15 protein-coding genes and 1 other RNA gene are annotated in these 22,177 nt (G+C 65.9%); 9 read left to right on the top strand and 7 right to left on the bottom strand.

The window, feature by feature from the left end:
* Positions 1 to 19: 19 nt before the first annotated feature.
* From FHS02_RS24660 to FHS02_RS24650, 3 genes are all read right to left on the bottom strand, one after another.
* On the bottom strand, positions 20 to 442 hold the full coding sequence (locus tag FHS02_RS24660) for an OsmC family protein (RefSeq protein WP_137316785.1): 423 nt from the start codon (positions 440 to 442) through the stop codon (positions 20 to 22).
* 114 nt (positions 443 to 556) lie between these two features.
* A complete protein-coding gene (locus FHS02_RS24655; protein ID WP_137316786.1) occupies positions 557 to 1,426 on the bottom strand; it encodes an SMP-30/gluconolactonase/LRE family protein in 870 nt (289 codons plus the stop codon).
* 155 nt (positions 1,427 to 1,581) lie between these two features.
* Positions 1,582 to 5,082: an EAL domain-containing protein gene (locus FHS02_RS24650; protein ID WP_137316787.1), complete on the bottom strand. Its 3,501-nt coding sequence runs from the start codon at positions 5,080 to 5,082 to the stop codon at positions 1,582 to 1,584.
* Between the two features lie 300 nt (positions 5,083 to 5,382).
* Here FHS02_RS24650 and ribBA point away from each other — a divergent pair, with 300 nt between their 5' ends.
* From ribBA to nusB, 3 genes are read left to right on the top strand one after another with little or no spacing between them, the layout of a single operon-like run.
* Positions 5,383 to 6,492 carry a bifunctional 3,4-dihydroxy-2-butanone-4-phosphate synthase/GTP cyclohydrolase II gene (ribBA, locus tag FHS02_RS24645; RefSeq protein WP_137316788.1) on the top strand — a complete coding sequence of 370 codons (1,110 nt, stop codon included), beginning with the start codon at positions 5,383 to 5,385 and terminating at the stop codon, positions 6,490 to 6,492.
* A 30-nt stretch (positions 6,493 to 6,522) separates the two neighbouring features.
* Positions 6,523 to 7,011 (top strand): 6,7-dimethyl-8-ribityllumazine synthase, encoded by a 489-nt coding sequence (gene ribH, locus FHS02_RS24640; RefSeq protein ID WP_137316789.1) that lies wholly within the window; start codon positions 6,523 to 6,525, stop codon positions 7,009 to 7,011.
* Between the two features lie 28 nt (positions 7,012 to 7,039).
* Positions 7,040 to 7,510 carry a transcription antitermination factor NusB gene (gene nusB / locus FHS02_RS24635; RefSeq protein WP_137316790.1) on the top strand — a complete coding sequence of 157 codons (471 nt, stop codon included), beginning with the start codon at positions 7,040 to 7,042 and terminating at the stop codon, positions 7,508 to 7,510.
* A gap of 351 nt (positions 7,511 to 7,861) precedes the next feature.
* Here nusB and FHS02_RS24630 read toward each other — a convergent pair whose 3' ends face one another.
* Positions 7,862 to 8,779, bottom strand: coding sequence for a transglycosylase SLT domain-containing protein (locus tag FHS02_RS24630; protein ID WP_137316791.1), 918 nt, complete (start codon positions 8,777 to 8,779; stop codon positions 7,862 to 7,864).
* Between the two features lie 569 nt (positions 8,780 to 9,348).
* Between FHS02_RS24630 and ubiD the strand changes: the two genes are divergently transcribed.
* From ubiD to recR, 6 genes are all read left to right on the top strand, one after another.
* Complete coding sequence (gene ubiD / locus FHS02_RS24625) at positions 9,349 to 10,833, top strand: 4-hydroxy-3-polyprenylbenzoate decarboxylase (RefSeq protein ID WP_137316792.1); 1,485 nt, start codon at positions 9,349 to 9,351, stop codon at positions 10,831 to 10,833.
* Between the two features lie 37 nt (positions 10,834 to 10,870).
* An RNA gene (gene ffs / locus FHS02_RS24620) (signal recognition particle sRNA small type) lies at positions 10,871 to 10,969 on the top strand.
* Positions 10,970 to 11,124: 155 nt separating this feature from the next.
* The gene (gene dnaX, locus FHS02_RS24615) at positions 11,125 to 13,485 is read left to right on the top strand and encodes a DNA polymerase III subunit gamma/tau (protein ID WP_137316793.1); all 2,361 of its coding nucleotides are present in this window, start codon (positions 11,125 to 11,127) and stop codon (positions 13,483 to 13,485) included.
* A gap of 41 nt (positions 13,486 to 13,526) precedes the next feature.
* The gene (locus tag FHS02_RS24610) at positions 13,527 to 13,853 is read left to right on the top strand and encodes a YbaB/EbfC family nucleoid-associated protein (protein ID WP_137316794.1); all 327 of its coding nucleotides are present in this window, start codon (positions 13,527 to 13,529) and stop codon (positions 13,851 to 13,853) included.
* A gap of 19 nt (positions 13,854 to 13,872) precedes the next feature.
* Entirely contained in the window at positions 13,873 to 14,172 is a 300-nt protein-coding gene (locus FHS02_RS24605) for a YciI family protein (protein WP_137316795.1), read from the top strand.
* 90 nt (positions 14,173 to 14,262) lie between these two features.
* Positions 14,263 to 14,853: a recombination mediator RecR gene (gene recR / locus FHS02_RS24600; protein WP_137316796.1), complete on the top strand. Its 591-nt coding sequence runs from the start codon at positions 14,263 to 14,265 to the stop codon at positions 14,851 to 14,853.
* A gap of 153 nt (positions 14,854 to 15,006) precedes the next feature.
* Here the strand turns inward: recR and FHS02_RS24595 are convergent, their stop codons facing one another.
* The 3 genes from FHS02_RS24595 to FHS02_RS24585 form a co-directional block, all read right to left on the bottom strand.
* Positions 15,007 to 17,151: a putative bifunctional diguanylate cyclase/phosphodiesterase gene (locus FHS02_RS24595; RefSeq protein WP_137316797.1), complete on the bottom strand. Its 2,145-nt coding sequence runs from the start codon at positions 17,149 to 17,151 to the stop codon at positions 15,007 to 15,009.
* A 1-nt stretch (position 17,152) separates the two neighbouring features.
* Complete coding sequence (locus FHS02_RS24590; protein WP_137316798.1) at positions 17,153 to 20,191, bottom strand: hybrid sensor histidine kinase/response regulator; 3,039 nt, start codon at positions 20,189 to 20,191, stop codon at positions 17,153 to 17,155.
* Between the two features lie 388 nt (positions 20,192 to 20,579).
* A complete protein-coding gene (locus tag FHS02_RS24585; protein ID WP_137316799.1) occupies positions 20,580 to 22,133 on the bottom strand; it encodes a CocE/NonD family hydrolase in 1,554 nt (517 codons plus the stop codon).
* Positions 22,134 to 22,177: the final 44 nt, after the last annotated feature.

Here is a 22,177-nt window from a genome sequence, read left to right as displayed (position 1 = left end):
ACTGCGCGTTACTGCGGCGTTACAGCAGCGTGGCGTCCAGCGTGATGTCCGCCTTCAGCAATTTCGATACCGGGCAGCCGGCTTTTGCCTTGGCGGCCAGCTCCTGGAACTTCGCCTCGTCGGCGCCGGGTATCTTCGCCTGCAGCGTCAGGTGCACGGCGGTGATGGCAAAGCCTTCCTCCTGCTTTTCCAGCGTGACGTCGGCTTTCGTTTCCATCTTCTCGGCGGTCAGGCCCGCCTCGCCAAGGATCAGCGACAGCGCCATCGTGAAGCAGCCGGCGTGCGCGGCGCCGATCAGTTCCTCCGGATTGGTACCGGGCTTGCCTTCGAAACGGCTGGCGAAGCCGTATGGATATTCCTTCAGTGCGCCGCTCTGGCTGCTGATGGCGCCCTTGCCATCCTTGATGCCGCCGGACCAGACTGCCGAACCGTTCGTCTTCATCGTGATCTCCTCAACAGGGTTGGTTGGTGAAGCCCACGTATCTTATGCCAGCAGGCGGCGTCCGGCGTCCCGCTTGCGGGAGAGGGGCCGGCCGAAGGTGCCGGCCCCCTTCGCTCAGCCGAAGCGAGCGGCCGGCACGCCGGCAACCTCGGTCCGCACCGAGAACAGCGCTCCGGCCAGCGGATCGGCGCCGCGCTGCGCCGCATCGAAGCCCTGCCACGCGCTGGTGATGTACAGCGTCTTCAGGTCGGCACCGCCGAATGCCACGGACGATGGCTGCGTGACCGGCATCGGGATCGTCGCCAGCAGGTCGCCGCCCGGGCTGTAGCGGCATACGCGCGCGCCGCCCCACTGGGCGATCCACACGCAGTCCTCGCTGTCCACCGTCATGCCGTCCGGCGAGCCTTCGCCGTCGCCGAACTGGCGCCACAGGTGCGGCGTGCCCAGGCTGCCGTCCGCTCTTACCGGGTATGCGTAGGTGCGGTTCAGGAAGCTGTCGTTGTGGTACATCGTGCGCCCGTCCAGGCTGAATGTGGGGCCATTGCAGATGTGGTATTCGGGCAGTGCCACATGCAGGCTGCCGTCCGGGTCCAGCCGGAACAGCTTGCCGTCCGCGCGGCTCACGTCGCGCGCATTCATCGACCCGGCCCAGATGCGGCCGGCGGCGTCGGCCTTGGCATCGTTCAGGCGGATGCCGGTATCGGCGTCCGGCAGCCGGTGCAGGTACTCGAATCGCGGCTCGGGCTCCAGCCACAGGCGCACGATGCCGTCGCGCAGGCCGGCCATGTAACCGTCGCCATCCTTGCGGGGGATCAGCCAGCACACGTAGTCCGGCAGTGGCCAGGCGTGGCGCTTGCCGTCGGCATCGAGCGCGTGCAGCGTGTTGCCGACCAGGTTGACGAAATACAGGCGGTTTTGTTCGGGAATCCAGACCGGGCCTTCGCCCAGTTCGGCGCCCAGCGGCCACAGGTTTTGCGGTGTCATAACATTCCGGTAAGTTGAAAGGAAACGCTCATCCAGCGGAATTTACCCGAAAACCCCCGACGCGTGGGCATGCCGTGGCGGAGCCTTTGCAATTGTGATCGCAGCGCGCGCGCAGGTTATCGGTGGCGCCGCCGCCGGCGCGGGCGAGCGTCCGGTCAGCGCTCGCTGGCGATCAGTGCCGGGCGCCGCGGCTGCGCCAGTTCGAACGCCTCGCGCACCGCCGCGCGCAGCTCGCCGTCGTCCCAGGGTTTGCTGAGGAATTTGTAGATCGCGCCGCGGTTGATGGCCTGCTGGATGCTGGTCAGGTCCGCGTAGCCCGACAGGATCATCCGCACCGTGTGCGGATACAGCTCGCGCGCCCGCGCCAGGAATTCCGTGCCGTCCATGTGCGGCATGCGCTGGTCCGACAGCACCACCTGCACGTCGTTGCTGGCCAGCAGCTCGAGCCCCTGGCGTCCGCTGCTGGCCAGCAGCACCTGGTAGCCTTCGCGCCGGAATGCCCGTTCCAGCGCGTGCAGCACGCCCGGTTCGTCGTCGACCAGCAGCAGCGTGCGGGTGACCGACGGCGGCACCGCCACGACTGCCAGCATGCGCTGTTCAAGCAGCAGCACGGACAGCTCGTCCACCGGCAGCGGGCGGCTGAACAGATAGCCCTGGATCTTGTCGCAGCCCATGTCGCGCAGGAATGCCAGCTGGCCTTCCGTCTCGACCCCCTCGGCCACGACGATCAGGTTCAGGCCATGCGCCAGCGCCGTGGTGGCGCGTGCGATGGCGGCGCTGCGCGGATCGGTCGTGATGTTCTTGACGAAGGTCTGGTCGATCTTCAGCTTGTCGAGCCGGAAGCGCGACAGGTAGCCCAGCGACGAGTAGCCGGTGCCGAAATCGTCGAGCGATATGGAGACGCCCATCGCCGCCAGCTCGTTCAGCTGCATCTGCGTGTGATCGCTGTCGTGCATCATCACGCTTTCCGTCAGCTCCACTTCCAGCCAGCGGGGCGCCACGCCGTTATCTCTCAGCGCCTTGCGGACCACGGCCGGCACGGTGCCCGTGGCGAACTGGCGCGCCGACACGTTGACCGCCACCGTCATGGGCGGCAGGCCCTTCGCATGCCATGCCTTCATCTGCCGACAGGCTTCCTCGATGACCCAGGTGCCGATGTCGAGGATCAGGCCGCTGTCCTCCGCCAGCGGGATGAAGTCGCCGGGCGGGATCATGCCCAGTTCCGCGCTTTGCCAGCGCAGCAGCGCCTCGACGCCGGTCACGCGGCCGTCCGCCAGCGATACCTGCGGCTGGAAGTACAGGCGCAGTTCGTTGCGCTCGACGGCGTGGCGCAGGTGCACCTCGAGCGACATCCAGCGCAGCGCGTGGGCATTCATTTCGCCCGTGTAGAAGTGGAAGTTGTTGCGGCCGGCCTCCTTGACATGGGACAGCGCGACGTCGGCGCCCGTCAGCAGCGCGCCCGGCGTGGCGCCGTCGCGCGGGTAGACGCTGATGCCGACCGATGCCGTCACGTACAGGTCCTGGCCCGCCAGCTGCACCGGCTGGGCCACCTGTTCCATCAGCTTGCGCACGATGACGATGATGTCGTCGACGTTCTGGTAGCGCGTCAGCACCAGCGCGAATTCGTCCGCGCCCAGGTGCGCCAGCGTATCGCCCGGCGGCACGATGCCGGCCACGCGCCGGGCGATTTCCTGCAGCAGCGCGTCGCCGGCGGGATGGCCGAGGGCGTCATTGACGCGCTGCAGCCGGTCGATGTCGAACAGCAGCAATGCCACCTCGTTGCCGCCGTGCTGCGCCGCCGTCAGCGCCAGCTGCAGGCGGTCGTTCAGCAGGTTCCGGTTCGGCAGCAGCGTGAGCGGATCGTGGTTGCTGATGAAGTCGAGCTGCGTGTGCGCTTCCTTCAGCGCGCTGATGTCGCTCGATACGGACACGTAGGCCACTACCTGTTCGCGCTGGTCGCGCACGGCATTGATGCGCAGCCGTTCCGGATAGACCTGGCCGTTCTTGCGGCGGTTCCAGATCTCGCCGGCCCACTGGCTCTGGGTTTCCAGGCTGTGCCACATGGCGCGATAGAACGCGCTGTCATGCCGGCCGGAGCGCAGCAGCCGCGGATTCTGGCCCATCACCTCCCGCTCGGTATAGCCGGTGGTCTGCTCGAACGCGGGGTTGACGCCGATGATGCGGCCCTGGGCATCCGTCATCGTGATGCTGTCCTGCGTGCTGTCGAAAACCTGGGCCGACAAGCGCAGGCGCTCCTCGAGCGCGCGGCGCGCGGTGATGTCGCGCAGGATGCTGGTGAAGATCGCCTCGCCGTCGACGCTCACCGCCGACAGCGCCAGTTCGGCGGTGAATTCCTCGCCATCCTTGCGCTTGAGCGTCAGCTCGACGATGCGGGTGCTGTACGAACGCTCGCGGCTCTTGCGGTAGCGCTGCACGCGCTCGCGGTGCTCGGGCAGCGAGCGCTCCGAGATCAGCAGCGTGATCGGCTTGCCCAGCATTTCCTGTTCCTTGTAGCCGAACATAGCCTCGGCGGCGCGGTTGAAGTGCAGCACGCGTTCGTCCTGGTCGGTGCCGATGATCGCATCCGGCGCCGACTGCGTCATCGCGCGGTAGCGCGCCTCGCTGGCGCGCAGCGCCGCGTCCGCGCTGCGCCGCGCCGAAGCTTCCATCTGCAATTGCGCCGCGTGACGCTGCACCACTTCGTACAGGTTCATGTTTTCATAGGCGACCGCCAGCTGCGCGCTCAGCATGCGGATGAACTGTTCGTCGGCATCGTCGAAGCAGGGTGCGGCGCGGCGGTTCGCCGCATACAGCCAGCCGTACAGGTGGAACTGGTCGCGCACGGCAAGGCCCAGCAGGTTGGCCACTTCCGGATGGCCGCCCGGCAGCGCCGGCATGTCGCCGTCGGCGCGGCAGCGGCGCAGCACGTCGTGGCCGTCCATCATCGAGCCGGGGAAGGCGCCGCGTTCAACCAGCACGGGCTGCACCAGCGCCGCGTCGATGCCGATCGCCTCCACGTGCTGGACGCTGCTTTCACGCGCGTCCAGCAGGCACAGGACCACGATGTCGGCATGCAGGATCGCGCCGGCGGCCGTGCAGAAGCGGTGCGCCATCGCGCCGGCATCGCGTTCGCCGTTCAGGCGCAACGACAGATCGTGCAGCGCCGCCATCCGCTGCACCGTGTCTTGCGGTGCCGCCGCGGGTGCGGCCGGTGGCGAACTGAAATACGCCGCGGCCGGCGGCGTGGCCGCGCGGGCGACTTCGCCGGGCAACTTCAGGTACGCTTCGTCCAGTCCCAGCTCCAGGTTCACGGCGTCCAGGATCGCCTGCGGCTCGGCGGGCTTGTGCAGCACGGTGCGTACGCCGCACGCCGCGCCCATGGTTCGCAGTTCCGGCAGCGAATAGGTGGCGGAGAAAAAGATGACCGGCGTGCCATCCAGGTCCGGCGCCGCGCGCAGGCGCTGGGTGAACTCGTAGCCATCCATCGTCGGCATCAGGATGTCGGTGATCACCAGGTCCGGGCGGTAGAGGTGGCACAGTTCCAGCGCTTGGGCGCCGTCCATGGCTTCGTACACGGTATGCTGGGTAAAACCGAGCAGTGTCAGCAGGTAGTCGCGGTTGGTGGGGCGATCATCGACGATCAGAATGGTGGACATAATGCCTTATCGACAAGTCGATCCTGTGTTTCCATGCTACCCCGCCACTCTGGCAGTGGGCGCACGACTGTTGTCTTCGGCAGCATGTACAGGAAGCAACAAACGCTCCACCGCACGGGCTACCGGCCCGATGATAGCCAGTACTGTCGATGTTGCCTATGGTTTTGTTGGTTTTCAGATAAGCATGACAGCTTGTTCCGTGGGAAATCCGCAGCATTCGGCGACCCGCTGGATTGTCGGGTGAAAGCCCGCCAAATCCATTAAAATAGCGGGTTGCGAAACACGCCAAGGATTTATTACATGACTATCTCCAGCACTGAAGAAATCGTCGCCGAGCTGCGCGCCGGGCGCATGGTGATCCTGGTCGATGAAGAGGACCGCGAAAACGAGGGCGACCTGGTGCTGGCGGCCGATTTCGTCACGCCGGAAGCCATCAACTTCATGATCCGTTATGCCCGCGGGCTGGTTTGCCTGACGCTGGCCGAAGAAATCGTCGATCGCCTCGAGCTGCCGCTGATGGCGACCCGTAACGGCACTTCGTTCGGCACCAACTTCACCGTGTCGATCGAGGCCGCCGAAGGCGTGACCACGGGTATCTCGGCGGCCGACCGCGCCCGCACGATCCAGGTAGCCGTCGCCAAGGGCGCACAGCCGTCCGACCTGGTGCAGCCGGGTCATATCTTCCCGCTGCGCGCCGTCAAGGGTGGCGTGCTGATGCGCGCTGGACACACCGAAGCAGGCTGCGACCTGACCGCGATGGCGGGCCTGACGCCGGCTTCCGTGATCTGCGAGATCGTCAAGGACGACGGCACGATGGCGCGCCTGCCGGACCTGCTGGAGTTCGGCAAGGAGCACGGCCTCAAGATCGGCACGATTGCCGACCTGATCCACTACCGCAGCGCCAAGGAATGCATGGTCGAACGCGTTGCCGAGCGCGAGCTGCGCACGTCGCACGGCGACTTCCGCATGATCGCCTTCCGCGACACGCCGAGCGGCTGCGCCCACCTGGCGCTGGTGCATGGCGACGTGGCGGCCGACGACGAAGCGCTGGTGCGCGTGCACCAGCCGGTGTCGATCCTGGACCTGCTGGAAACGGAAGCGACCACCCACTCGTGGAACGTGTCGGCTTCGCTGAAGGCCATCAAGGGGGCGAAATCGGGCGTGATGGTGCTGCTGAACTGCGGCGAGACGGCCGAGCAGCTGTTCGGCCAGCTGGCCGCGCTGAACAAGGATGCCAAGCCGCAGGGCCGTGCCGCCAGCATGGATCTGCGCACCTACGGCATTGGTGCCCAGATCCTGCGCGCGATCGGCGTGCGCCGCATGAAACTGCTGGCGAGCCCGCGCAAGATGCCGTCGATGACGGGCTTCGACCTCGAAGTGACCGGCTACCTGGCCAAACCCGAAGCTTGATTCTTCCACACACTATATAAGAGGCCCATCATGACCGTAGGAACCTACGAAACCAATCTGAACGGCGAAGGCCTGCGTATCGGCATCGTCCAGGCCCGCTTCAACGAAGACGTGTGCCATGGCCTGCTGTCGGCCTGCCTGGCGGAGCTCAAGCACCTCGGCGTGGCCGATGAAGACGTGCTGCACGTGACCGTGCCGGGTGCGCTGGAGATTCCGCTGGTGCTGCAGAAGATGGCCGAATCGGGCCAGTTCGACGCGCTGGTGGCGCTGGGCGCCGTGATCCGTGGCGAAACCTACCACTTCGAGCTGGTGTCGAACGAATCCGGCGCCGGCATCACCCGCATCGGCCTCGATTTCGGCATCCCCATCGCCAATGCCGTGCTGACCACCGAAAACGACGAGCAGGCCGAAGTCCGCATGGCCTCCAAGGGTGCCGATGCGGCCCGCGTTGCCGTCGAAATGGCGAATCTGGCGATCGCGCTGGAAGAGCTGCAGCAAGACGCCGGCGACGACGAGTGAGCTGCAAGAGAAATACTAAGGAATAACCATGAACGATAAAGCTGTGCACGCCAACCCCAGCAAGAACCGCACGCCGCGCCACCGCGCGCGCGAGTTCGCGCTGCAGGGACTGTATCAATGGCTGCTGAACAATGAGCCGGCGAAGACGGTCGTCAACAACATCCGCGCCGCCCACGGCTTCGACAAGGCCGACGGCGATTTCTTCGCCGCGCTGCTGTATGGCACGATCGAGCAATCGGTCGAGCTGCGCGAAGGGTTCGCGCCGCTGGTCGACCGCGGCATCGGCGAACTGTCGCCGATCGAGCACGCGGTGCTGCTGCTGGGCGCGTACGAACTGAAGAATCATCCGGAAATCCCGTACCGTGTCGTCATCAACGAAGCGGTCGAGCTGACCAAGTCGTTCGGTGGTATCGACGGCCACAAGTACGTCAACGGCGTGCTGGATAAACTCGCGCCGAAACTGCGCGTCGACGAAGTGGCAGCGGACAAGAAGCGCTGATCCACCGCGCTCCGACAAAAAAGCTACCTGCGGGTAGCTTTTTTATTGCCCGGAACCGGCGGCAGAGCAGGGGGACACACCGGTAACAGGCTCCGGTGTCCCTGAAACGTTTCCTCAAAACCGGTGACAGACACCGGTTTTTTTGAAACGTTTCCTCAAAACCGGTGACAGACACCGGTTTTTTTGAAACGTTTCGCCAAGGTGCCTTGGTCATCCATGCGCCGGAGAGCCAGACCGGAAACATTTCCCGATAACTGGAGCCTGTCACCGGTTTTCCGGGAACCTGCGGCGTCTCTGCCAGGCAATAAAAAAGCCACCGTCCGGTGGCTTGGGTTCGACGACTGGGGCGGATCACAGGCCGGCCAGTTGCTCCGCTTCCGTTTTCGGCGTGGCGGGCTCCGCGGCCTTGGGTTCCGTGCTCGCGGTGACGGTTGCCGGAGCGGGGGCGGGTGGCCGCGTGAAGGTCGGCACCTTCTTGCCGGCGGAAACCTGCTTCAGGCGCTTCCATTCCGCCAGGACACGGGAACCGTAGCCATCGTCCGTTTCAAAGGCGGCCGCGCCGACGTAATACTTCAGGCCAGCTTCGACCGAGCCACCGCGCTTGACGTAGTCTTTCAGGATCAGCGAGCCGACACGGATGTTGGCCACCGGGTTCAGCGCGGCCTGCACGCCACCCATCTCCTGGAACTTGTCGTGGTGAACCTTCGACATCACCTGCATCAGCCCTTGCGCGCCCATCGGGCTTTCAGCAAACGGATTCAGGCCGGATTCGATCGCCATCACGGCCAGGATCAGCAGCGGGTCGATCTTGATTTCGCGTGCCGTCATATAAGCCGTCGACACGAGCATGTTGGCTGCGTCGTTGGCCACGCGGTAGCGCTTGGACAGCCAGTCGGTGACCCGCTCCTGTTGCTTGCGGGTGCCCAGCAGCGCTTTTTCGTCGGCTTCGCTGGCACTCGTGCTGTCCGCCGCGGCGGTGATCGCCGGTGCTTCCATCAGTTCATGCAGGGGCGGCGCGGTAACGGCTGCGACGGTGGCCGGCATGGCAGCCTCTTGCGGGGCCAGCGATTTCGTCAGCGCGTGCGCCAGGTCCGGACGGGCCCATAGTACTGCCAGGATGACAAGGGCGGTCACGCCGAAGATCGTGAACGCGTGTTGCGCAGTCGTGAAGACACTGCGCAGGGTGATGCGCTGCGCGGCGAAGCGCGCGGCCGGTCCGGAGACCAGCGTGCGGCCGGCAGTTGCCAGCCCATTGAAACGATTGATCATAGAACTCCCTGCAATGTCCGTAAAAGCATGCCCCCGCCGCGCGTAGTGACGCGACACCGTTGCTGTGCAATTGCCGTGCATCAGATGTGTTATCGTCCGTCGCCGCCGTGGAGGCGCGCGAGCCGGAACGTCTTCATTGCTTGCCTGAGCTGGTTTCTGAGCGGATATTGTCAGGCGCCAGTCGCAATACAACTTTTTTCGGGGGAGGTTTGAATCCCGTGCTCAAGTCAATGGTTGAGTCACTTGGGTAAACCCGGTTTGAACCTGGGCTAACCCTGGTTAAAAACCTTTGAGGCAGACGCCTCGAGAAAAACACTCCTTAAAATGTCATGTGGAGCCCCGACTCCGTGAATGAATGAGCGACACGTAGTTGGCATTTTTGCCATGTCCTCTTCAAGTAGGTCGAATTGTAGAAGCCGTTTTATATCAAGTCAATACTAACGAACGCGTTCTATATAACTTTTAGGTATGGTATTGTCGAGCAGCTGTGAGCAATAGCTAATAGAATCAACCACTTGTCCGGGCGACTTGACGCCGGCCGTCGAACGAGAAAAAAACGTAAAATTTGTATGAAATATTCAGATCTGAGAGATTTTATTGCTCAACTGCAAAAAATCGGTGAACTTAAGCCAATTTCATTGCCAGTTTCGCCACATTTGGAGATGACGGAAGTCTGCGACCGCACTTTGCGTGCCGGCGGACCCGCTTTGCTGTTTCAAAACCCTACGAATTTTGATATGCCCGTGCTGGCCAACCTGTTCGGTACGCCACGCCGCGTGGCGCTGGGCATGGGTGCGGAGAGCCTCGGCGAACTGCGCCGCATTGGCCACGTGCTGGCGCGCCTGAAAGAGCCGGAACCGCCGAAGGGGTTCAAGGACATCATGGACATGGGTTCGCTGGTCAAGGCCGTCTGGGACATGGCGCCGAAAGAACAGCGCAGCGCACCGTGCCAGGAAATCGTCTGGGAAGGCAACGATGTCGACCTGGGCCGGTTGCCGATCCAGCATTGCTGGCCGGGCGACGTGGCGCCGCTGATCACGTGGGGGCTCGTCATCACGAAAGGGCCGAACAAGAAGCGCCAGAACCTGGGCATCTACCGCCAGCAGGTCCTGGGCCGTAACAAGGTGATCATGCGCTGGCTGGCGCACCGGGGCGGCGCGCTGGACTTCCGCGAGCACTGCATCCGGCATCCCGGCCAGCCATATCCGGTGGCGGTAGCGCTCGGCGCCGATCCGGCCACGATCCTCGGCGCGGTCACGCCGGTGCCCGATACGCTGTCCGAGTACCAGTTCGCCGGGCTGCTGCGTGGCAGCCGCACGGAACTGGTCAAGGCGATCGGCAGCGAACTGCGCGTGCCGGCATCGGCCGAAATCGTGCTGGAAGGGCATATCTATCCGGACGAAAACCATCCGTCCGGCTACGAGCACGCGCTGGAAGGGCCGTATGGCGACCATACCGGCTATTACAATGAACAGGACTGGTTCCCGGTCTTCACGATCGACCGCATCACGATGCGCCGCGACCCGATCTATCACTCCACGTACACCGGCAAGCCGCCGGACGAACCGGCAGTGCTGGGCCTGGCGCTGAACGAGGTGTTCGTGCCCCTGCTGCAGAAGCAGTTCACCGAGATCACGGACTTCTACCTGCCGCCGGAAGGCTGCAGCTACCGGATGGCCGTGGTGCAGATCCGCAAGCAGTATGCCGGCCATGCCAAGCGCGTGATGTTCGGCGTATGGAGTTTCCTGCGGCAGTTCATGTATACCAAGTTCATCGTCGTCGTCGACGAGGATGTCGATATCCGCGACTGGAAGGAAGTGATCTGGGCGATCACGACGCGCGTCGACCCGACGCGCGATACCACGCTGGTCGACCATACGCCGATCGATTACCTCGACTTCGCCTCGCCGATCAGCGGCCTGGGCAGCAAGATGGGCATCGATGCCACGAACAAATGGCCGGGCGAAACGACCCGCGAGTGGGGCACGACAATCCAGATGACACCGGAAGTCAAGCGCAAGGTGGACGATATCTGGCAGCAGCTGGGACTGTAATTTCCCGTTCGGCCGAGGACCGGTTATAATACGGTCTGGCGGGCCCCTGCGCATTGCGGCATGGTTTACCTGGTCAGGTCGGGAACGAAGCAGCCAAAGCCGTTCACCGCAAGTGCCGCAGATCAGGCTCGCCTCCCGATTTCAATGTAAGAAAACTGCGAAAAAAGCTGCCTCGGCAGCTTTTTTTACGTCCGCGTTTTTCCTTTTGTTTTCGCGGCGCGATGGCCCGGCCGGCACGCCGGCGTCCCTATTGTTGGCCTCACGCCCGCTCGTCTGCGGTAAAATCCCGGCATGTCCTATCAAGTCCTCGCTCGCAAATACCGTCCCCGCAACTTTGAAACGCTCGTTGGGCAGGAGCACGTCGTCCGTGCGCTGACGCATGCGCTGGGTACGGGCCGCCTGCATCATGCCTACCTGTTTACCGGCACGCGCGGGGTCGGCAAGACCACGCTGTCGCGGATCCTGGCGAAATCGCTGAACTGCACCGGTCCGGATGGCAATGGCGGCATCACCGCCACGCCGTGCGGCGCATGCGAGGCATGCCGGGCCATCGACGGCGGCCGCTTCGTCGACTATATAGAGATGGATGCCGCGTCGAACCGCGGCGTGGACGAGATGGCACAACTGCTCGAGCAGGCCATCTATGCGCCCAGCAATGCACGCTTCAAGGTCTACATGATCGACGAGGTGCACATGCTGACCAACCACGCGTTCAATGCGATGCTCAAGACGCTGGAAGAGCCGCCCGAGCACGTGAAATTCATCCTGGCGACGACCGACCCGCAAAAGATTCCCGTCACCGTCCTGTCGCGCTGCCTGCAGTTCAACCTGAAGCAGATGCCGCCCGGGCACATCGTCGGCCATCTGGAAAATATCCTGGGCCAGGAAGGCGTGACGTTCGAGCAGCCGGCCTTGCGCCTGCTGGCGCAGGGCGCGCATGGATCGATGCGCGATGCGCTGTCGCTGACGGACCAGGCGATCGCCTATGCCGCCGGCGCCGTCACGCTGGAAGCGGTGCAGGGCATGCTGGGCGCGCTGGACCAGTCGTACCTGGTGCGGCTGCTCGATGCGCTGGCGAACCGCGATGGCTCCGACCTGATGGCGGTGGCCGACGAGATGGCCAGCCGCAGCCTGTCGTACAACGGCGCGCTGCAGGACCTGGGTACGTTGCTGCACCGGATCGCGCTGGCGCAGACGGTGCCGGCGGCCGTGCCGGAAGACTTGCCGGAGTACGCGGACATCATCCGCCTCGCCGCCGCGTTCGACGCGGAAGAGGTGCAACTGTATTACCAGATCGCCGTCCATGGCCGTAACGAACTGGGCCTGGCACCGGACGAATATGCCGGCTTCTCGATGACGCTGCTGCGGATGCTGGCCTTTCGCCCCGGCGTCGGCGGCGCCGAGGCCGCGCCCGGCGGTGCCCCCGCCAACACGCCGGTAATATCGCGCCCGGCCGCGGGCGGTTCGCCCGCACGTGCCGCGGCGGCAGCGGCAACATCGGCAGGCGTATCGGCAACCGCACCGGCAGCACCCCAGGCGGCGGCTGCGCCCCGTGCCGCCGGCGCCTCTGTCGGCCAGGCAGCCGCCAGCCATGCAGCCGTCAGCCATGCAGCCGCCGCGCCGGCCCCGGCCGCAGCGGCGCCTGCCGCGCCGCGCGCAGCCGTTTTCTCGCCGCCGGCCCCGGCCCCGGCCCCGGCCCCGGCCTCCTCGGCGCCCGCGGCGGCGGCGCGTCCTTCCGGGCCGGTCAGCCCGGCGCGCGCCGCGATCAATGCGGCGCTCGAGGCGGCCCGCGCGGCCACGCTGGCACGTACCGGCGCACGTCCGCCGATGCGAACGGCGGCCCCGGAAGATCCCGCGCTGTCAGCACCATCGGCGCCGGCACCGCAGGCAGCCGCGCCGGCCAAGCCGTTGCCATGGGAAGACGCCCGGCCGCAGGGCGATGCCGCCGTGCTCGAGGCGCCGCCCGCGGTGCAGCCGCAAGCCCGCCCGGCGTCCCAGGAAGATGACGACCTGCCGCCATGGGTCACCGAATTCTCGGACGACAGCGCGGTGGCCGCGCCGGCACAGCGCGTGCAGAATCGCGCCGAAGCCCCGGCCCAGCACCGGGCCGATGTCCGCGCCGAAGCCCCCGCGCAGCACCGGGCCGATGCCCGCGAAGCGCCGGCGGCACCGGCAGTTCCGGCCGCGCCCGTGCGGCAGACAGCGCCGGCCCAGGCGCCTTATGCTTACGTGGTCACGCCCGTCCCCGAACTGGACTGGGACGGCAACTGGCCGCTGCTGGCCGCGCACCTGCCGCTGCGGGGCGTCGCCCAGCAACTGGCCACGCAGGCCGAACTGATCGAATGCAAGATCGACGGCAACGCCGCCGTGTTCCACCTGCGCTGCCCGATCGATACCTGGCGCACGCCGCCGAACGTGGAAAAACTGACGGCGGCGCTGGCCGAGCGGTTCAACCGCCCCGCGCGGGTCGAGACGGAACTCGGCCCGGTGTGGTTCACCACCGCCGCCGAGCAGCAGGCGCACCGCGAAGCATGCCAGCGCCAGGCCGAGGACACGGTGCACAACGACCCGTTCGTGCAGGCGATGGTGCGCGAATTCGGCGCCTTCGTGGTGCCCGGCTCGATCGTGGCTCCCATCACGCCGGCCCACTGAAGGCCGCCCCCAATCCCTCAACTTATACGGAGAAACACATCATGATGAAGAACCAGCTCGCTGGCCTGATGAAGCAAGCCCAGGCAATGCAGGACAATATGAAGAAGGCGCAGGAATCGCTGGGTTCCATCGAGGTGGAAGGCCAGTCCGGCGCCGGCCTGGTCAAGGTCGTCATGACCTGCAAGAACGACGTCAAGCGCGTGTCGATCGACCCGTCGCTGCTGGCCGACGACAAGGACATGCTGGAAGACCTGGTCGCCGCCGCCTTCAACGACGCCGTGCGCAAGGCCGAAGCCACCGCCGCCGAGAAGATGAGCGGCCTGACCGCCGGCATGAACCTGCCGGCCGGCTTCAAGATGCCGTTCTGACCGTCGCAAGGGGCGCGCCATGTTCATCGTCACGCTGACCTACCTGAAGCCCAACGAGGAGATCGACGCGCTCCTCGCCGCCCACCGCGCCTTCCTGCGCGAACAGTATGCGAACGGCATGTTCGTGCTTTCGGGCCGGATGGTGCCGCGCACCGGCGGCATCATCATCGCCGATGCCGACAGCCGCGAGGACGTGGAAGCGGTGATCGAACTGGACCCGTTCAAGCAGGCTGGCGCGGCCAGCTACGCGATCACCGAATTCGTGCCGACAATGGCGGCGGACGGTCTGGAAGCCTTGCTGCCCGAGCACCAGGCCTGACGCATGGCGGCGAATCTGACGATCGAGTTGGCAACTGAGCTGGCAACTGAGCCGGCACCTGAGCCGGCGATCCATTTGGTGAAACGGTAAATGGCGAAAGCGCTGGAGTACCTTACCGAGGCGCTGCGCCGGCTGCCCGGCGTCGGGCCGAAGTCGGCGCAGCGGATGGCCTTCCACCTGCTGCAGCACGACCGCGAGGGTGCGGCCATGCTGTCGCGCGCCTTGTACCAGGCCGTCGAATCGGTCAATCACTGCGCGCTCTGCAATACCTTCACCGAGGCCGACGTGTGCGACATGTGCGCCGACGAAGCGCGCGACCGGCGCCTGCTGTGCGTCGTCGAGACGCCGGCCGACCAGGCGATGATCGAGCAGACGCTGACCTACAAGGGGCTGTACTTCGTCCTGATGGGCCGGCTGTCGCCGCTGGACGGCATCGGTCCGAAGGACATCCACCTGGAAAAGCTGCTGGCTCGTGCCGCCGACGGCGTCGTCGGTGAAGTCGTGCTGGCCACCAACTTCACGAACGAGGGCGAAGCCACCGCGCACTACATCAGCGAGATGCTGAAGGCGCGCGGCCTGCAGGTCAGCCGCCTGGCCCGCGGCGTGCCGGTCGGCGGCGAACTGGAATACGTGGACGCCGGCACGATCGCCCGCGCCATGCTGGACCGGCGCAGCACCTAGGAAAGTTGCTTAAATAATGGGGACGGACCCTGTTTTATAGGAAATTTCCTTAAAAACAGGGTCCGTCCCCATTTTTTCACCAAACACCGGTGTCCGACACCATGGAGCCGGTGTCCGACACCAGAACCCGGCGGCCGCAGGCTGCACCCCGGCTCAACGAGTCAACGCTTCTCCCATCAGCATCTCGCCGATCGCTTCTCCCGACGACGGCCGCCCCAGCAGGTAGCCCTGCGCCATGTCGCAGCCGTACTGCTCCAGCAACTGCAGCTGCTCGCCCGTTTCCACGCCTTCGGCCACCACGGCCAGCTTCAGCCCATGCGCCATGGCGATGATGGCGCGCGTGATCGCAGCGTTTTCGGAATCTTCCGGTAGCCCGCTGATGAAGCTGCGGTCGATCTTCAGCGCGCGCACGTCGAAGCGCTTCAGGTAGTTCATCGACGAGTAGCCGGTGCCGAAATCGTCGATCGACAGGTACACGCCGATGGCCCGCAGCTGTTCCAGCGTGGCCAGCGTGGCCACCGCATCGTCCATCAGCGTGCCTTCGGTCAGTTCCAGCTCCAGCAGGCACGGGTCGAGGCCCGTGTCGTTCAGCACCGACAGCACCGTCTGCGCCAGGTTCTCGTCCTTGAACTGGCGTGCCGACAGGTTCACGGCGACCCGCACCGGGCGGCCGGCCTGCTCCTGCCACGCGCGCGCCTGGCCGCATGCGGTGCGCAGCACCCAGGCGCCGATCGGCACGATCAGGCCGGTTTCCTCGGCAAGCGGAATGAACTCGTTCGGCCCGACGATGCCGTGTTCCGGATGGCGCCAGCGCACCAGCGCCTCGACACCGACCATCCGGGCACTGCGCACGTCGATCTGCGGCTGGTATTGCAGGTACAGCTCGTTGTTCTGCAGCGCGCGGCGCAGTCCGATCTCCAGCTTCACATGGCTCATCATCTGCGTCGTCAGCGCCGAGCTGTACAGCTTCGCGTTGTTCTTGCCGCAGTTCTTCGCGTGGTACATCGCCGTGTCGGCGTATTTCAGCAACGATGTCGAATCGTCGCCGTCTTCCGGGTACAGAGAAATGCCGATGCTGGCCGTGACGAAGATCTCGTGCCCGTCCAGGTGGAACGGCCGCCGCATCGCATCCTTGACGCGGTGGGCCACGTTCAGCGCATCATCCACGCGGTCCAGGTCGGGAATCAGGATCGTGAACTCGTCCCCGCCCAGCCGTGCCAGGTTGTTGCCGCGCCGTTCCGGGATACCGCGCGACGCTGCCTCGCCGAGCCCCTGGTGCGCCACCACGTCGCCCGGGCGGATCGTTTCGTGCAGCCGCTCGGACACGACCTTCAGCAGCAGGTCGCCCACGTCGTGGCCCAGCGTGTCGTTGATGCGCTTGAACGAATCCAGGTCCATGAACAGGATCGCGAACTTGCGGCCGTGCTGGCGCGAGCGTTCCAGTTCGCGCTCCAGCATTTCCAGGAACGCCTGCCGGTTCGGAATGCCGGTCAGGCTGTCGCAATAAGCCAGCCGGCGGATCTGTTCCTCGGTGCGCTTGCGTTCGCTGATGTCGCGCACCAGCCCCAGGACTTCGCCGGCACCGGTGCTGACGAGGCGGGCCTCGAAGTGGTGCACCGTATCGTCGCGTTCCAGCGCGTAGTCGACCGAGCGGATCGAGTGGGTGTCGAGCACCGTCTTCAACTGGTCCAGCAGCCGCTCGGCGATGGCGCGCGGCAGCACGTCGCGCACGTGCCGGCCCACGCACTGCTGCTCGGTGAACGCGGCGCCCGGATCGTGGCCCTGTTCGTAGTCGAGATAGTAGCCGTCCGGGCTCATGCGGAAGAACGTATCCGGGATCGCCGCCAGCACGGCGCGGTTGTGCGCATCGGCGATGCGCAGGCGGGCGATCGCGTCGCTGGCGCGCAGCACGTACAGCACCCGGTGTCCCAGGATCGGCCAGTTGATCGGCTTCGACACGAAGTCGGTGGCACCGGCTTCGTAAGCCTGGGTCACGGCTTTCAGGTCGTCGTCGCCGGTCACCATCACGATCGGCACCGAGGTGGTATGGCCGCGTCCCAGCTCGCGGGCCCGGATCGCGCGGCACACGTCGAAGCCGTCCATCCGCGGCATTTCCACGTCGAGCAGTACCAGGTCGGGCGCGAGCCGGTCGAAGCAGGCCACCGCCTGCTCGCCGTCTTCGGCCTCGATCGTGTCCAGCCCGACCTGGGCCAGCATCTCCAGCATCAGGAGACGCATGACGGGGTCATCGTCGGCGACCAGCACGGTACCGCGTTGAGGGGGGAAGGGTGCTGCCATTCTAGGTCTCCTTGACGAACATGGAAGTAAGCGTGTCCCGCACCGCCGCGTATTCCCGCTCCATCGTCGAGAGCAGGGCGGCGGCGCCGCTGTTGATGTCGTTGCGTCCCAGCTGTTCCATGTCCTTGCTCAGCTGGGCCAGCGTGTCGGCGCCGACATTGGCGCTGGAGGACTTCAGGCTGTGGGCCACCTTGCGAACCGACCCGGCATTGCCGGTGTCGATGGCTTCGCGCAGCGACGCCAGACGCCTGGGCGTGTCGTCGATGAACGCGTGCAGCACGCGCTGCAGCAGGATCTCGCCCTTGTCCGCGCTGAGCGTGCGAATCGCGTCCAGTGCATGACGGTTGATGGCGCCTTCCGCCGGCCTCGGCGCCGGCGCCGGCACAGGGGGAGGGAAGGCGGGGAAGGAGGCGAAGGAGGCGACACACGGTGCCGCGTCCCGGCGCACCGGCCGGCGCGCGTCGCCGTGATGCAGCAGCGCCGCCCGCGGCAGCGCGACCCAGCGCGCCAGCGTATCGCGCAGCATGGCCTGCGAAAACGGCTTCGACAGGTAATCGTCCATGCCCGCCGCCAGGCAGGTTTCACGGTCGCCCTGCAGCGCATTCGCGGTGATCGCGATGATGGGCAGCCGGCGCGCGCGGCCCTGCTGCTGCTCGAGGCGGCGGATCTCGGCGGTGGCCGCCATGCCGTCCATCACCGGCATCTGGCAATCCATCAGCACCAGGTCGAAGTCGCGCGCCTTCACGGCCGCCAGGGCCTCCTCGCCATTGCAGGTGCGGTGCACTGCCAGGCCGAGGGCTTCCAGCATCGCACAGGCCACTTCCACGTTGACGGGGTTGTCCTCGGCCAGCAGCACCGTGTGGCGCCGCCGTGCGCCGGGCTGCGGCGCGGCCTGCACTGCCGGATGCCGCTGTTCCAGCTGTCCTGGTAGTCCTGCCTGTCCGGCCTGTCCGGCCCATGCCTGCGTTACCACAGGCCGGTGTAGCGGCTGCGGCAGGCGGTCCGCCTGCTGCGGCGACGCCATGCGGACGCCTTCGCTGGCGCGCAGTGGTGTCACGATGCAGTCGTACAAGTCGCTCTCGCGCGCCGGTTTGATCAGCTGGAAGGCCACGCCGGCTTCGCGCCGCTGCACCGTGTCGGCGGCGTTGCGCTCGGTCGACAGCAGCAGCAGCCGCACCGCCGCCAGTGCCGGATCGGCCTTGATGTCCGCCGCCAGCACGAGCCCGCCGGCCTCCGGCAGCTCCATGTCCAGCAGCGCCACGTCGTACGGCTGGCCGCAGTCGACCGCCGCGCGCAGCAGTCGCAGCGCTTCGCCGGCACTGTCGGCGCAGTCGCATTTCAGGTGCCAGCGTGCCAGCAGGGCTTCCAGCGCGGCACGCGTCTCCACGCCGGCATCGACGAGCAGGGCGCGCAAGCCCTTCGTCGTCTTCTGGTTGAACGACGCTTCGTCGGCGTCCACGCGGCGCTTGTCGAAGCGCACGGTGAACCAGAAGATCGAACCGCGGATCAGCGCGTTGTCGACACCGATCGTGCCCCCCATCAGTTCCACCAGCTGCTTGGAAATCGCCAGCCCCAGGCCGGTGCCGCCGTGCTTGCGGGTGGTGGAACCGTCGGCCTGCGAAAACGAATCGAAGATGCGCGTGCGCGCATCGCGCGACACGCCCACACCGGTATCGTGCACTTCCACGCGCAGCCCGACCGATTGGGCATCCTCGGCGATGACGGCGATGCGCACCGTGATGCGGCCGGCGTCGGTGAACTTGATCGCATTGCCGAGCAGGTTGACGATCACCTGCCGCAGCCGGTTCGGATCGCCGATGACGGCCACCGGGATATCGGGTGCGATCGCCAGTTCGAGCTCCAGGCCCTTGGCCTGCGCCTGCGGCGAGAACACGTAGTCGATGTCGTCCAGCAGCTCACGGAAATTGAAGTGGATGTATTCGACCGTCAGCTTGCCCGCTTCCACCTTCGAGAAATCGAGTATGTCGTTGATGATCACCAGCAGGTGTTCGCCGGAGCGCTGGACCATGCTGGTGTAGTGCCGCTGCTGTTCGGTGAGGCCGGTGGCCAGCAGCAGTTCCGTCATGCCCAGCACGCCGTTCATCGGCGTACGGATCTCGTGGCTCATGGTGGCCAGGAAGGCGCTCTTGGCCCGGCTGGCCGCCTCCGCCGCGTTCTTGGCCTTTTCCAGCTGCTCGGTGCGCACGCTGACCTGGCGTTCCAGCTGGTCGCGGTACTGCGCCAGCTTGGTGTCGCGGTACTCGATCTGCGCCATCATTTCGTTGAAGCTGTCGATCAGCGTGCCCAGCTCGTCGCTGCGCTGGTGCTGCACCTGCGCGTAGGTCTGGGTGGACGACACGCGCTGCGCCGCTGCGATCAGTTCGCCGATCGGCTCGGCGATGCTGCCCTTGAAGCGGGCCGCCAGCGCCAGCGCCATCGCGAGCGCGATGCCGGTTGCCACCGCCGTGATGCCCATGCTTTCCAGCATGCCGAGCCACATGCGCGTGGCGCCGGCTTCGATCATGACCGCGCCCACCAGGTGGCCTGCCACGCGTACCGGGCGCACGATCCGGATCGAGCCGCGGATCGTGTCCCTGATCGTGCTTTGTATCGATTCCCCTATCGTGCCCAGTGCCGCGCGCGAAAAAAGGTGCGTGGGCGGCTCCACCAGTTCCATCTTCTTCAGCGCCGCCAGCGTCTCCGGCGCCAGTCCCTGCACGGGTGCCGTGCCGCCGGCCGGGAACCTGGCAAAGGGCTTGCCGTTGCGGTCGTACAGCACCGCCTGCGTGATCTCGTCCTGCACCACGAGCGCGCCGAGCGCCTGTTCCGCCGTCACGCGGTCGACATACAGCAAGGGCGCCACGCTGTTGATGGCGATGACATCGGCCAGCGAGGTGACCTGCCTGGTCTGGTTTTCCGTGTGGTTGATCACACAAGTCAGGGCGAACGCGGCAAAGACCAGCAGCAGCGCGCTGCAGGTAGACAGCACGGAGGTGAGGGTCAGTTTCCTGCTCAAGCCCGAACGTTCGAAATTAAACATGTCCGCCGCCGCTCAAGGATTCCATCAGGAAAACTTTATCCGTACGGAAAGGCGGCGCCTTGATGTCTGTCTAATTTCCCTGCGTTAAATTTCCTGTTGTTAATATTGGACGGGGATGTCGTGCGACACCGCTGGCAGCGTGTTGCAAAAAAACCGGTGTCTGGAAGGAGAGATAGCCTGCAGGCTATCTCCGCTGCGCAGGCGAGGCGCGCGGCGCCTCGAAACCCCTGCTACGCCACCGGTTTTTTTGCAACACTTCGATTTTTGGGGGGCCTGGAAGGAGAGATAGCCTGCAGGCTATCTCCGCTGCGCAGGCGAGGAGCGATGCTCCTCGAAACCCCTGCTACGCCACCGGTTTTCGGAAAATATTCCGGTGCTGCCACAGGGTTCACGGCGCGGCGGGGGCCCCCAGCGCCTTCAGCCGTTCGACGGCGTTGGCATTTTTCGGGTTCAGCGCCAGCGAGCGCCGGTAGTTGTCGATCGCCGCTTCGCGCTGGCCGGCCTTGGCCTGCGCTTCGCCGAGGCTGTCGTACAGGTTGGCGTCCTTTGGATGCAGCTGCGTGCCGAAGCGGAAGATCGCCACCGATTCGCGCGCCATCCCGCCGCGCAGCAGCTCGTAGCCCCAGCTGTTGATGTCATGCGGCTCGAGCTTGAAGGTGGCGCCTTGCGCTTTCAGCTCGTCGTGGATCGCCGCCGCGTTGTCGAAGCCGCGCGCCGCCAGTTGCGCGGCGAAATTTTCCAGCGTGGGCGGCACGCCGCTGCCGGGCCGGGCATCGAGCGACACCATGTGCCGTGGCACGCCGTTCGCCACCGGTTTGTTGGCCATGAAGGTGCGCGCCGCCGCGTCGTCCTTCAGGTAGCCGTCGAGGAAGCGATGCACGTAGCGCGCCATCCAGCCATAGGCCGCCGTGACGTCGTCGCGCGTGTAGTCGCCGTCGAATTCGCCGTCGCGCGCCAGGTGCAGGCCCTGTGCGGAAAAATGCCGGTGCTGCATGGGGTGCATCGTCACCACGTACACATCGGCGTAGGTCATGCGGTTCAGCAGGCTGAAGCCGGTGCTCTTTTCGTTCCGGTTCAGCTCCTCGATCGTTGCGGGGCGCTGGGCGACGTACAGCATCGGCACCGCCACCCGTGCCGGCGTCACGTAAGGAATCGCGGCCTTGCCGCCGTCGACCATGTCGGGGAAATAGCGCACCGAGCCATCCAGGCTGACGAGCGCCTTGATGCGATCGTCCCTGGCGGCCGCCACCACGTTGGCCAATCCGCCCCAGCTGAAGCCGGCCACCGCCAGCCGGTCGGTGTCGGCATTGGCCATGGTGCCGGCCTGGGAGATCAGCCAGGCGATGTCGGCGGCTTGCGTTTCCACGCCTTCCACGTCCAGTGTCATGGACCGCTGGTGCGCTCCCTGCGAGACACTGGCGAGCACGATGTAGCCGTGGCTGGCGAGGTATTCGCACAGGTCGGCGTTTTCCGCCGCCCCGGCACTGAAGCTCGGCGCATAGATCACGACAGGGAACTTGCCCGGCTTTGCCGGCGCATCGCGCACCGCCCACATCGGGCGCGCCACTGCCTCGGCGCCGGCGGGCCAGCCCGAGATCTGTTCTGCAAGCTGTGCGTCCGTGATGCGCCCGACCTCGGCGGCATCGAGCGTGAGGTCCGCCTCGGTGGCCCCGGTGGCGTAGTAATCGCGGAACGTCACCGGCTTGCCGCCGCGCGCGGCCGGATACCACACCAGCATCTGCATCGGCCGCGCCCGTTCGCCACTGGCCGGCTTGCCGGTGACGAGCGACACGCGCGTCTTGTACACCCGGGAGCGGTCGTACTGCTGCTTGACCTGCAGGCCTACGGCATGGGGGCCGGGCTGCAGCGGAAAGGCGAATGTGTCGGCGGCCTGCGCGGCGGTCGCGGCGCAGAAGGTCAGGGCAAGCAGGAAGAGGCGCATGGGGACAGGGGAGGGAAAGCCCCAGTATAGAAGAGCTGCCCGTG

The sequence above is a fragment of the Pseudoduganella umbonata genome (genome assembly GCF_014192225.1).
Taxonomy (GTDB): Bacteria; Pseudomonadota; Gammaproteobacteria; order Burkholderiales; family Burkholderiaceae_D; genus Rugamonas; species Rugamonas umbonata.
This window is presented reverse-complemented; position numbering and strand designations above follow the sequence as displayed.